A 12,668-nucleotide genomic window follows, 5' to 3' on the forward strand; every position below is an offset into this window, starting at 1 on the left:
CTGGTATTGGTATTATTTACTCTAATTTATTGCGACTTGAGTCATGGTTAATATGGAATTGATGCGTCCAATCTTCTAGTGGTAGCGGTTTACTATACAGATAACCTTGCGCTTGTTGGCAACCTAGGTTTTTTAATATGTCGGCTTGCTCTTGGGTTTCCACCCCTTCGGAAACAATAACAATATCCAATCCTTTAGTCATACCTAAAATAGCGGCGGCAATGGATGATTGTGCATTTTCTTTAGTTAATATTTGAACAAAGGAAAGATCTATTTTTAGGCAGTCAAATGGCATTTGGTGTAAGTAAGATAATGATGAATACCCGGTACCAAAATCATCAATAGCAATCTTGACGCCCATCTTGCGAACAGCAGTAATATTGTCTAAAACAATAGGGTCGTTATCAACAATATTAGATTCAGTAATCTCTAAAGTAAGGTTATGAACACTGAGTTGACTAATCTCCAAAATATCTTCTAATTCATTGATAAAGGTAGGGATGCCCAATTGATGGACGGAAACATTTACGTGTATATGAAAGCTTTCAGGCCAGACCCCTTGATCAATACAACGTTTAGTATCACAGCATGCTTGCAGTAGAATTTGATAGCCAATTTGGTAAATTAATCCGTATTTTTCTGCAATAGGAATAAATTCAAGTGGTGAAATGATCCCTTCCTTTGGTGATACCCATCGAGCTAGGGCTTCTGCACCAATGGTTTTGTTAGTACTTAAATCGATGATGGGTTGGTAATAAGCAATAAACTCTTTGTTTTTGATGGCTTGAGTGATTTTTGCTATATTTTGGGTTCGTTTTAATGAATCTTCTGCCATTTTTGGTTGGTAAGCTGAAATACGCAGCGGTTCTTTTTTAGCAAAGCTTTGAGCAATACTGGCATTGCGTAACCAATATTCGATATTCGAATCGATCGGTGTGCTGGAATGGCCGATAATTGGCGTGATTAAGACGTGCTCTGCTCCCATTTTTATCGGCGAAATAAATTGTTGTTTCAGAAGATAAACAAATGAGTTGATATCTTTTGTATCATGAAGATCGACGGCATGAATGGCAAATTCATCACCACCGATTCTAGCTAAATTGTAGTGGCTTGGAATTAATGATTTGAGTCTTTCACTAATAATAATCAGCACTTGATCGCCACGCATGTGACCTAAGCTGTCGTTAATATCTCTGAAGCGTTCTAATCCGATGATGAATAGGGTACCTGCTTTTTTACTCTTGGTGTTCTTACTGGCTTCAATTAATCCTTGCCTGCTGTAAGTATGAGTCAAAGAGTCATAAGTTAATTGAATTCTCAGAGCTTCAAATGAAGCTTTTAGGTTATTGGCCATTTCAGTGAAAGACTTTACCAGTGTTGTGGTTTCTTCGATGTAGCCATAGTTAGGGATAGAGGTATTCCAGTTTCCTTTTGCTAATTGGCGAGCGGCTTTTGCTGTTTCATTGATAGGTTTGGTAATGGTATTAAACACAACAAAGCCTATCGCGGAAGCAATTAGACAGATCAAGAAACCAAAAAGTAGTGCTTTTTGTTGCTTAGCAGGTAAGTCTCCCAGTAACTCGGATTCAGGTAACGTGACAGCAATAGTCCAGTTTAACTTATTGTCATCAACGAATGGTCCAACGTAGGAAAAATAGCGTTTACCACCAACATAAAAAACCATGATTGATTGGTTTGAATGTTCGTTTTCTTTATTAATAATTTGATTGGCTGTCGCTCTAATGATGGGATCGGCACTTTCGGTAATCGTTATACGCTTACCTGTGATTGATAATGGATTTTTATTGTTACTTTTAGGCTCTTTTTTTGAAATTATCGAGTTTTCAATATCGGAATGAGCAATCAGTTGTTTATTCTGATCAAAGATAAAAATTGAGGAATTATCTCTTTTCTTTTGTTCTGCTAAAAATTCATCGAAGCTATTTAATTTTACGTCTGCGGAAAGTACACCAACCAGTTCAGTGCCTTTCATTACAGGAGTTAAGGCAGAAAGTGTCACTTCTTGTCGGTCATCATTGTTGGTATAAGGATCGGACCACATAGGTTCTAGGGTTTCAGCAACCGGAGCGTACCAAGGACGAACGCGAGGTTCGTAATCGTTAACACTAAAAAGAACATCTGAATCTCTGGTTTTTCCATGGTAGACCAGCAAGCTATTATTGGTTTTGTGATCTTTTATTAAGAGGGAGAAATCATGATTTTTTTCACGTCGTAGGCCTACATACTGTCCAAATGCTTGGCCACCAAAAGCGAGTGAATCTAATTGTGGGATGTGGCTTTCTAAACTGCTGTAGGTTAAACGGAAAAAATCAGTGAGGCGGGAAACATCTTTTTCTTCGTAGAGATTGTTATATGAAATAGCCTCACTGAGGGCGATACTGACTTTAAAAGGGGCATGGAGGAAGGACAATAAGTTAGATTCAATATTTTGAGAAATACTGGTGAGCTGCTTTTGGCTCATTTCCTGCAACATTTTTTCATAGGTCATTTTTTGCACCACGGTGATGATCAACATAGTGATCACTAGCACAATCGTAAATGGCAAAATAACCGCAGTGCGCAATGATAAACGAGGAAAAGTCATTCGGAACTCGCAAGAAAAAAACTGAAACAAAATAAGTCTAAGTGTACCTGATGTTGGTTGAATTAAAACTGAATGCAAACGAGTTTTGTGGGTATTTAATCAAATTATTGCAGATTTTGTGTTCATCTATATTGTTTGATTTTTACTATGGATGGAACGCCAGACCATATGCGCATTCCCTTATATATACTAAATAATTTGATTATAGTTTGGTCTGGCGGTTTTGTAGCTGAATTATGGGATCTGCAATTCTTTTAATTTTCTGGTGAGTGTATTTCTTCCCCAGCCTAATAATTTTGCAGCGTCTTGTTTGTGCCCATTAGTATGATTGAGGGCAGTTTGTAGCAATATACGTTCAAATTCGGGCTGAGCAACGGTCAATAATTCGGATTCACCGTTAACTAAGGCTTGTTGCGCCCAAATGCCGAGTTGTTGTTGCCAAGAGCCTGAGCTTTGATCATTGCTTGTGTGGCGTTTTTCATTGACCAATTCGGCAGGAAGATCGCTCGGTAGTACTTCACTGCCACTTGCCATCACGGTTAACCAACGACAAATATTTTCTAATTGACGAACATTACCAGGCCAAGGTAGTTGATTGAGCTTTTCTACTGTGGCTGGATGAAGAGTCTTTACATCCACACCAAGTTCATCTGCTGCGCGACCGAGAAAATGTGTTGCCAGTCTTTCTATATCTTGGCGGCGTTCACGCAAGGCTGGAATATGGACACGTATAACATTTAAGCGATGAAATAAATCTTCACGGAAATCACCATCATTGACCAATTTTTCAAGGTTCTGATGCGTGGCGGCAATAATACGGACATCGACGCTCACCGGTGCGTGCCCACCAACGCGGTAGAATTGCCCATCGGCAAGCACCCGTAGCAAACGAGTTTGAATATCGAGTGGCATATCGCCAATTTCATCTAAAAACAATGTCCCTCCATTGGCTTGTTCAAAACGCCCTTGGCGAACACTGTTTGCTCCGGTAAATGCCCCTTTTTCATGCCCAAAAAGCTCTGATTCAATTAAATCTTTTGGAATCGCCGCCATGTTTAAAGCAATAAAAGGGTTTTTCGAGCGAGGACTATGACGATGAAGCGCATGGGCTACTAGCTCTTTACCTGTTCCTGATTCACCGTTAATAAGCACTGAGATTGAAGAGCGAGAAAGCCGTCCAATTGCCCGAAAGACTTCTTGCATTGCTGGTGCTTCGCCTAAAATTTCTGGCGTTACTGACTGGATAGCCTCTTCGGTTGGCGTGGCTTTACGTTGCTCGTGGCTGTGAGCAATTGCACGTTCAACTAAGGTTAAGGTTTCATCAATATCAAATGGCTTTGGAAGGTATTCGAAGGCACCTGTTTGATAAGCATTAACCGCAGCATCGAGATCTGAATGTGCTGTCATAATAATCACTGGAAGATCAGGGTGGCTACCTTGTATTTGTTTTAACAAGGCAAGGCCATCCATACCCGACATTCGAATATCTGAGATTAAAACATCCGGCGTTTCTTTTTCTAGTGACAATAAAACACTTTCTGCATCGGCGAAGGTTTCGCAATGTATATTGGCAGAAGAGAGTGTTTTTTCTAATACCCATCGGATTGAGCTGTCATCATCTACGACCCATACAAATCCTTTACTCATATCCTATATTCCTTGCGCAAGTTCGATAACGAGGTTCAACATGATTCATCACACCGTTTGGATTGGTAAATAAATCGTAAAAACGGTATGACCAGGCCAACTTTCAACGTCTATTTTACCGTTGTGTTGGTCGATTATATTTTGTGAAATAGACAGACCTAATCCTGTGCCACCTTCGCGGCCACTGACCATTGGGTAAAATAAGGTGTCTTGTAATTCACTGGAAATGCCGGGGCCGTTATCGCAGATCTCTATCCTTGCGACTAACTTGTGTCGGTGGCCATGAATATTGGCTTGATAAACGGTTCTGGTACGAATACTGATCGTCCCATCAGGTTGGTTAGCTAATATTTGAGCGGCATTACTGGTGATATTGAGGAACGCTTGCTCCATTTGATCGGCATCCATCACAATGTGTGGCATGCTTGGATCGTAGTCTCGTTCTATGATGACTTGATTACCAAACTCCAATTCCACTAATTGGCGAGACTTTTCTAATACTTCATGTAAGTTTACCGGGCTTTTCTTACCGGGTTTTTGAGGGCCAAGCAAGCGATCGACTAAAGCTCTTAAGCGATCAGCTTGTTCGATAATAATCTGGGTATATTCATTCAAACTTGGATCAGGAAGCATTCTGCCAAGTAATTGTGCTGCGCCTCTTAATCCGCCTAATGGATTTTTGATCTCATGAGCCAGCCCACGTACTAATAATTTAGCGGCTTGCTGCTGAGCATGTTGATTCAATTCTTGGCTTAGGCGGCGTTGTGAGTCAATTTTTCGAATTTCAACTAACAGCATCAAATCTTGTCGATGTTCAGATTTAAGTGATAAAGGGCTAGCGGTGACTTCTAATAAAATCGGTTTACCGTTAATCACAAAGGTAACGTCGCTGTCGGTAATACTTTGGCCACTTTGCAGTGGTTGAGTAAATAAAGCGAGATCCATCGAGGCGTGTTGAATTAACTCGGATAAAGGTTGGCGATGTAGCCTTTTCGCACTTTGAGAAAATAATTGCTCTGCAGAAGGGTTGGCGTAGTGAATCGTCAGTTTGTCATCCAACAATAAAGTAGCGGTAACTAAATTGCCAAGAATGTCGGCTGCTAGTGCATTACTGTTGTTTGAATAAGGTGTCATCATGCTCAATCCTATTTATTGCACCTAAATGGTGCACTAATAAGCGTCAGTATGGGGCATGATAAAAATCAGTACAAATAAAAAAAGAAACTCGTTAAATACTCGGATACAAAGCCTAGTAGGGCTGTGCTTGCGGTAAGTTTTGATGTTTATTGTTTATCATGCCATTACTTCACGGTGGTTCTATGTAAGTGCACCGTGATTGGATTGGATGATGCAATAACCTTGCCGCTTTCGACAACATTCACTGAAAAGGTGTGGGCGCCTCGATTTATATTTTCTAATTCCCATAATAATGTTGTTTGTGGTGCGCCATAAGGTTGCGTATCTAGCATTAACTGTAAATGTTCACCAATACCGAGCTTACGGTTTAAAGCCACTTGCACCGCGATGATGCCTCGATTGCTGCGGATGGTTTGATTCTCAGTCAAGTTGGTAATGTTGAGCGATATTTTTTTGGTCTCGGTTGGTTCCATGTTCTCTGGTATGGCTGGTAATGCAGTCATCGCCGCGCTTAAAGTGGTGTCTGGTGTGTCTATCGGCTTGTCGATAGTTGAACTGCTGCCATATTGAGGGGCTGGCGCAGGTGCTTTAATATCGGGCAATTTGAGTCTTTCTTCATTTTTAACCTGCTCTGGTGGCGGTGTATCACTAAAATGCAAAATGCCTTTACTGTCTGTCCACTTATAAATTTCATTGGCCGCGGCAAAATGAATAGGCATCGATGAGATCAAAAATAATAAGATGTGTGAACGTTTGATAATGAGCACAATAAATGACCTCGATTGAATTTATATAAGGTATAGATTAAGTGATGATGTTTTAACCTCAATAAAAAAAAGGCTCACCTGAGAGGCGAGCCTAAAATTTTCGTATTTCTTACACTGTTACAGAAATAAATCTGCAGGTGTAAACCTACGAGAATTAAACTGAGTAGTACAGTTCAAACTCAAGTGGGTGAACAGCCATGTTTACGCGCTCAACATCTTTAGATTTCAGCTTGATGTAAGAATCAATGAAATCATCAGAGAATACGCCGCCAGCAGTTAAGAACTCACGATCGTCGTCTAGTGCTTTAAGCGCGATTTCTAGAGATTCCGCAACTTTCGGGATTTCTGCTGCTTCTTCAGCTGGTAGGTCGTACAAGTCTTTATCCATAGCATCGCCAGGGTGGATCTTGTTCTTAATACCGTCAAGGCCAGCCATTAGTAGCGCTGCAAACGCTAGGTATGGGTTAGCCGCTGGATCTGGGAAGCGAGCTTCGATACGACGTGCTTTCGGGCTTGGTACCACTGGGATACGAATAGAAGCTGAACGGTTACGTGCAGAGTATGCAAGCATAACTGGTGCTTCAAATCCTGGGACAAGACGCTTGTATGAGTTAGTCGATGGGTTAGCAAAGGCGTTGATTGCACGCGCATGCTTGATGATACCGCCGATGTAGTAAAGCGCCATCTCAGAAAGGCCACCGTACTTGTCGCCAGCAAATAGGTTGACACCATCTTTAGCAAGAGACATGTGAACGTGCATACCAGAACCGTTATCGCCAACTAATGGTTTAGGCATGAAAGTCGCTGTTTTACCGTATGCGTGAGCAACGTTATGAACAACATACTTGTAGATTTGAATCTCATCCGCTTTTTCAGTTAGCGTGTTAAAACGAGTTGCGATTTCGTTTTGGCCAGCTGTTGCTACTTCATGGTGATGTGCTTCAACCACAAGACCCATTTCTTCCATGATTAAACACATAGCAGAACGAATGTCTTGAGATGAATCAACAGGTGCTACTGGGAAGTAACCGCCTTTAACGCCAGGACGGTGACCTTTGTTACCGCCTTCGTATTCAGTGCCTGAGTTCCAAGCCGCTTCTACGTCATCAATTTTGAAGAAAGCGCCAGAGATGTCGTTACCGTATTTGATGTCATCAAATAGGAAGAATTCTGGTTCTGGACCAACAAGAACGGTGTCAGCAAAGCCTGCTGCACGCATGTGGTCTTCAGCGCGTTTTGCGATTGAACGTGGGTCACGATCGTAGCCTTGCATGGTTGCAGGCTCAAGAATGTCACAACGGATATTTAGCGTTGAGTCTTCCGTGAATGGGTCAAGAACTGCGCTTGAAGCGTCAGGCATCATCACCATGTCAGATTCGTTAATGCCTTTCCAGCCAGCAACTGAAGAGCCATCAAACATTTTGCCGTCTTCAAAGAAGTCAGCATCTACTTGGTGTGCAGGAATAGAAATGTGCTGTTCTTTACCTTTTGTATCAGTAAAGCGCAGGTCAACAAACTTAACTTCGTTTTCTGTGATCAGAGAGAGTACGTTTTCTACTGACATCTTGGATAACCTCCGGTGTTATTAATACTGTTTGAGCGATTAAAGCGTTTTACATTGAATGTGTGCTTTAAGCGATCTTGATTCTTTTAATAAGTAATCAATGATGCTTATAGTCTAGCTAGAATCGTGCCAAAAAAATAAATCCTTTAAAATCAAAGAACTAAAGTTATAAAATCCAACAAGGTGCAACCTTGTGCACTTAAATGGTGCGTATATGCACGGAATTGGTGCTCTTTGCGCTATCCTGATGCAATCGGTTAAATAACCCCTCTATTCAGCCGAGAATTTGATCGTTTGTCAATCGAGTTTATGGCGATCAGACCGAGTTTTTACGAATAGAGATAAATAAACCCAAAGCGATGCTTTATTGGTATAGACTTGATTTACTTACATCCGAATGGCGATTAAGTGATTAAATTGAAAAAAAAGAGTAAATAATCGCCACTTTGATCACATATTTCTAGGTTTTTTTCTAAAATCTGGTACATTTACGACCGTTTTTTTAATCAAGTTCACCCACTGTCTGGGTGTCTTTTATAAGTGAATCGAATTCCATGACTACTCCACAGATTGATAAGTTAAGAAATATCGCGATTATCGCGCACGTTGACCACGGTAAAACGACTTTGGTTGATAAGCTATTACAGCAATCAGGAACACTTGAATCTCGTGGTGAAGCTGAAGAGCGCGTCATGGACTCAAACGATATTGAAAAAGAACGTGGTATTACCATCCTAGCGAAAAACACCGCTATTAACTGGAATGACTACCGCATTAACATCGTAGACACCCCTGGACACGCCGATTTCGGTGGTGAAGTGGAACGTATCATGTCTATGGTTGACTCTGTATTGCTTATCGTTGATGCGGTTGATGGCCCAATGCCACAAACTCGCTTTGTAACACAAAAAGCATTTGCTCACGGTTTAAAACCAATTGTAGTTATCAACAAAGTTGACCGTCCTGGTTCTCGTCCTGATTGGGTTATGGATCAAATCTTTGATTTGTTTGATAACTTAGGCGCAACGGATGAACAACTAGACTTTAAAGTGGTTTATGCATCAGCATTAAATGGCTGGGCATCCATGGACGAAGGTGTCGTTGGCGAAGATATGCAACCATTATTCCAAGCGGTTGTTGATAATGTTGAATGCCCAAATGTTGATATCGAAGGCGCACTGCAAATGCAAGTGTCTCAACTTGATTACAACTCTTATGTTGGTGTTATCGGCGTATGTCGTGTGACTCGTGGTAGTGTTAAACCAAACCAACAAGTAACGATTGTCGGTGCTGATGGTAAGAAGCGTAACGGTAAAGTTGGTACAGTTCTTGGTTATCTAGGTCTTGAGCGTCACGAAGTGGATCAAGCAAACGCGGGAGATATCATTGCGATTACTGGTTTAGGTGAGCTGAAAATCTCTGACACCATTTGTGATATCAACAATGTTGAAGCAATGACACCACTTTCTGTTGATGAACCAACAGTAACCATGACATTCCAAGTAAACACTTCTCCGTTTGCGGGTAAAGAAGGTAAGTTCGTGACTTCACGTAACATCCTTGAGCGTCTAGAAAAAGAATTAGTACACAACGTAGCATTACGCGTTGAGCAAACTGACAACCCAGATAAATTCAAAGTATCAGGTCGTGGTGAACTTCACCTTTCAATTCTAATCGAAAACATGCGTCGTGAAGGCTTCGAGCTAGCGGTATCACGTCCTGAAGTTATCGAGAAAGAAATTGATGGCAAACTAATGGAACCGTTTGAAAAAGTGACTATCGATGTGCTTGAAGAGCACCAAGGTGGCATTATGGAAAACATCGGTATCCGTAAAGGTGAGCTGACTGATATGGCACCAGATGGTAAAGGCCGTGTTCGTATGGACTTCTACATGCCTTCTCGTGGCTTGATTGGTTTCCAAACGGAATTCCTAACACTAACTTCAGGTTCTGGTCTTCTTTACCATACGTTTGAGCGTTACGACGACCATAAAGGTGGCGTAATTGGTCAACGTAGTAACGGTGTATTAGTTTCTAACGCAACTGGTAAAGCATTAACGTACGCATTGTTTAACTTGCAAGAGCGTGGTCGTTTATTTGCAGAACACGCAGATGAAGTTTACGAAGGTCAAGTTATCGGTATCCATAACCGTAACAACGACTTAACCGTTAACTGTTTGAAAGGTAAGCAGCTAACCAACGTACGTGCATCTGGTACTGATGAAGCTCAAACGCTTTCTCCTGCGATCAAGTTCACTCTAGAGCAAGCTCTAGAATTCATCGATGATGATGAACTAGTAGAAGTAACACCAGAAAGCATCCGTATTCGTAAGCGTCATTTGACTGAAAATGAACGTAAGCGTGCCGGTCGTGCTCCTAAGTAATATTGCTTTAAGTTATTAACCCAAAAGCCGATGTTGTGATGACATCGGCTTTTTTGTGTCTGTAGAATGGCTTTTTATGTAATATCAATACCAGTAATTCAATGGTAATTATTAGGTTGGTATAAGTGCGATCACTAGATTTAATATTGATTAATGAAACTTTTAACCTGTAAGTGATTGATGGCTGATATAATCAAAGCGTCTGAAATGGCAGTGATTGTCGTATTAGCGTATTTACTTTATGCCTGCAAGTAACAACATCGATAGGTTTAATCTCATGGAAAGAAAAATCAGTATCGCCATACATTATTTTTTGCACCTTAAAAATCGAGTGATTCGGGATCGCCTCACGGTAAATGCTGGTTACATGGCGTATATTACCTTGCTGTCTTTGGTTCCATTATTAACAGTGGTGGTGACGGCTTTATCAAAGTTTCCTGTATTTGAAGGCATTAGTCATCAAATACAGGAATTCGTATTTGAACATTTTATGCCGGCGGCGGGAGATGCGGTAAAAGAAGCGCTAAACACTTTTATTGCTAACACATCAAGTATGAGTGCAGTTGGTGGTGGTTTTGTGTTTATTACCGCGATGCTGCTAATTTCTACCATAGATAAAAACCTTAATTTCATTTGGCGTGTAAAGCATAAGCGCCGTATGGTGTATTCTTTTTCTATGTATTGGATGGTATTAACCTTAGGCCCTATTTTTATTGGTTCAAGTTTGGCTTTAAGCTCTTATATCACTTCCGAACAAATCGTGAGCAAAGAAGTAGTAAGTGGTATTTATCGCATATTGCCGGTGCTGTTCTCGATTTTGGCTTTTATTGGGCTTTATATGTTAGTGCCTAATATTAAAGTGAAGGTGCATCATGCGATCATTGGTGCGATTGTGTCGGGTATCTTGTTTGAGCTATCTAAAAAAGGCTTTGCGATGTACATTACCGCTTTTCCTTCTTATCAATTAATTTATGGCGCTCTGGCAGCAATCCCAATCTTATTTGTTTGGATTTACTTGTGCTGGTTTATCGTATTGGTTGGCGCGGAAGTGACGGCAAGCTTAGGCGAAAGAGAAGAATGGTATAACGATGAACCTTATCATCCGATCGTCAAGTTGAAAGAAAGATTTAAAAAGAGGAACGATTCGTGATTGCCCTTATCCAAAGAGTAAGTGAAGCTAATGTTAAGGTTGATGGCGAAATTGTTGGAGAAATCCAAAAAGGTTTATTGGTGTTACTTGGCGTTGAAAAAGAGGATGATGAAGCGAAAGCCAAACGCTTAACTGAGCGTGTGCTCGGTTATCGAATCTTTGAAGACGACGCTGGGAAGATGAACCTTAATGTGCAACAAGCGGGTGGTAGCGTGTTAGTGGTCTCTCAATTTACGCTACCTGCGGATACTCAAAAAGGCATGCGCCCAAGCTTTTCGAAAGGTGCGGATCACACGCAGGCCGAACGTCTATATGATTATTTTTCTGATTGCTGCCGTGAGACCGGTATCGTGACTCAAAATGGTCGTTTCGCGGCGGATATGAAAGTGGCTTTAGTGAATGATGGCCCGGTGACATTCTGGCTACAAGTATAACCATCGTTCACATAATGGATGATCAAATAAATTTAATAGTAAGGGATTTACATGTTTAAGTTAGTGACGCCCAAGACTGAATCTGACTTGCAAAAGTATTACCATTTTCGTTGGCAGATGTTGCGTGAACCTTTTCATCAACCACAAGGTTCAGAGCGAGATGAATACGATGAAATGAGCGCCCACCGAATGATTGTCGATGGACGTGGACGTATTATGGCCGTTGGCAGAATGTACCTTACTCCGAATAGTGAAGGGCAAGTTCGCTATATGGCGGTACATCCTCAACACCGCAGCAAGGGCTTAGGTTCTTTGATCTTGGTGGCGCTAGAATCGTACGCACTACAAGAAGGCGCTAAGCGTTTAGTGTGTAATTCTCGTGAAGATGCCATTCACTTTTATAAGAAAAATGGTTTTGAAAATCAGGGCGAATTAAGCGATGAGGTTGGCCCGATTCGTCATCAACAAATGGTAAAAAAACTTAATGCGCTCGCGAATGTTTCTCGTCGCCCAGATTGGTGTGATGAATTGCAAAAGCGCTGGCGACAAGAGATCCCGATTTGTGCTTCGATGGGGATTCGTATTAGTCAATATACGGGCTATCAGTTTGAATGCTCTGCGCCACTTAATCCTAATATTAATCCGCATGAAACGATGTTTGCTGGTTCGTTGTTTACCCTAACCACATTGACTGGTTGGGGAATGGCGTGGCTATTGATGCGAGAAAAAGGCCTAGAAGCCGATATTATTTTAGCAGACAGTCAGGTGCGCTTTCGTGCTCCAGTGACTAAAAGCCCTATTGCGGTGACCTCTCTTGATGGGATCAGCGGGGATTTAGACCGTTTAGTCACAGGTCGTAAAGCTAGGATCATTGTGAAAGTTACTGTTTACAGTGGTGATGTCGCTGCCGTTGAATTTACCGGCACCTATATGCTGATGACAGATTTTCTTGGTGAAGCACCGATGGTGAAATAACCTGA

Annotated in this window: 9 protein-coding genes; 4 read left to right on the forward strand and 5 right to left on the reverse strand. The window is 41.3% G+C overall.

Features of this window, described 5'->3' with window-relative positions; genetic code table 11:
• Positions 1-16: 16 nt before the first annotated feature.
• From A1QC_RS01570 to glnA, 5 genes are all read right to left on the reverse strand, one after another.
• Complete coding sequence (locus tag A1QC_RS01570; RefSeq protein WP_017026618.1) at positions 17-2,605, reverse strand: bifunctional diguanylate cyclase/phosphodiesterase; 2,589 nt, start codon at positions 2,603-2,605, stop codon at positions 17-19.
• Positions 2,606-2,839: 234 nt separating this feature from the next.
• Positions 2,840-4,252, reverse strand: coding sequence for a nitrogen regulation protein NR(I) (glnG, locus tag A1QC_RS01575; RefSeq protein WP_017026619.1), 1,413 nt, complete (start codon positions 4,250-4,252; stop codon positions 2,840-2,842).
• Between the two features lie 48 nt (positions 4,253-4,300).
• Positions 4,301-5,389 (reverse strand): nitrogen regulation protein NR(II), encoded by a 1,089-nt coding sequence (gene glnL / locus A1QC_RS01580; protein ID WP_017026620.1) that lies wholly within the window; start codon positions 5,387-5,389, stop codon positions 4,301-4,303.
• 164 nt (positions 5,390-5,553) lie between these two features.
• Positions 5,554-6,156, reverse strand: a complete 603-nt coding sequence (locus A1QC_RS01585) for a DUF4124 domain-containing protein (protein WP_017026621.1) — start codon at positions 6,154-6,156, stop codon at positions 5,554-5,556.
• A gap of 154 nt (positions 6,157-6,310) precedes the next feature.
• A complete protein-coding gene (gene glnA, locus A1QC_RS01590; RefSeq protein ID WP_017026622.1) occupies positions 6,311-7,720 on the reverse strand; it encodes a glutamate--ammonia ligase in 1,410 nt (469 codons plus the stop codon).
• 554 nt (positions 7,721-8,274) lie between these two features.
• Here glnA and typA point away from each other — a divergent pair.
• The 4 genes from typA to A1QC_RS01610 all read left to right on the forward strand — a co-directional run bounded on the left by typA (position 8,275) and on the right by A1QC_RS01610 (position 12,663).
• The gene (gene typA, locus A1QC_RS01595; protein ID WP_017026623.1) at positions 8,275-10,104 is read left to right on the forward strand and encodes a translational GTPase TypA; all 1,830 of its coding nucleotides are present in this window, start codon (positions 8,275-8,277) and stop codon (positions 10,102-10,104) included.
• A 277-nt stretch (positions 10,105-10,381) separates the two neighbouring features.
• Complete coding sequence (locus A1QC_RS01600; protein WP_017026624.1) at positions 10,382-11,254, forward strand: virulence factor BrkB family protein; 873 nt, start codon at positions 10,382-10,384, stop codon at positions 11,252-11,254.
• Positions 11,251-11,688: a D-aminoacyl-tRNA deacylase gene (gene dtd, locus A1QC_RS01605; protein WP_017026625.1), complete on the forward strand. Its 438-nt coding sequence runs from the start codon at positions 11,251-11,253 to the stop codon at positions 11,686-11,688. Before A1QC_RS01600 ends, dtd begins: the two co-directional genes overlap by 4 nt.
• A 51-nt stretch (positions 11,689-11,739) precedes the next feature.
• On the forward strand, positions 11,740-12,663 hold the full coding sequence (locus tag A1QC_RS01610; RefSeq protein ID WP_017026626.1) for a bifunctional GNAT family N-acetyltransferase/hotdog fold thioesterase: 924 nt from the start codon (positions 11,740-11,742) through the stop codon (positions 12,661-12,663).
• The last annotated feature ends 5 nt before the right edge of the window (positions 12,664-12,668 follow it).

This window comes from Vibrio rumoiensis 1S-45, assembly GCF_000286955.2.
In the GTDB taxonomy this organism is placed as follows: Bacteria; Pseudomonadota; Gammaproteobacteria; order Enterobacterales; family Vibrionaceae; genus Vibrio; species Vibrio rumoiensis_A.

What these genes read in the sequence shown, in the direction of transcription:
- A1QC_RS01600 (WP_017026624.1), top strand. Translation starts at nt 10,382, where the DNA reads ATGGAAAGAAAAATCAGTATCGCCATACATTATTTTTTGCACCTTAAA.
- A1QC_RS01610 (WP_017026626.1), top strand. Translation starts at nt 11,740, where the DNA reads ATGTTTAAGTTAGTGACGCCCAAGACTGAATCTGACTTGCAAAAGTAT.
- typA (WP_017026623.1), top strand. Translation starts at nt 8,275, where the DNA reads ATGACTACTCCACAGATTGATAAGTTAAGAAATATCGCGATTATCGCG.
- glnA (WP_017026622.1), bottom strand. Translation starts at nt 7,720, where the DNA reads ATGTCAGTAGAAAACGTACTCTCTCTGATCACAGAAAACGAAGTTAAG.
- glnG (WP_017026619.1), bottom strand. Translation starts at nt 4,252, where the DNA reads ATGAGTAAAGGATTTGTATGGGTCGTAGATGATGACAGCTCAATCCGA.
- glnL (WP_017026620.1), bottom strand. Translation starts at nt 5,389, where the DNA reads ATGATGACACCTTATTCAAACAACAGTAATGCACTAGCAGCCGACATT.
- A1QC_RS01570 (WP_017026618.1), bottom strand. Translation starts at nt 2,605, where the DNA reads ATGACTTTTCCTCGTTTATCATTGCGCACTGCGGTTATTTTGCCATTT.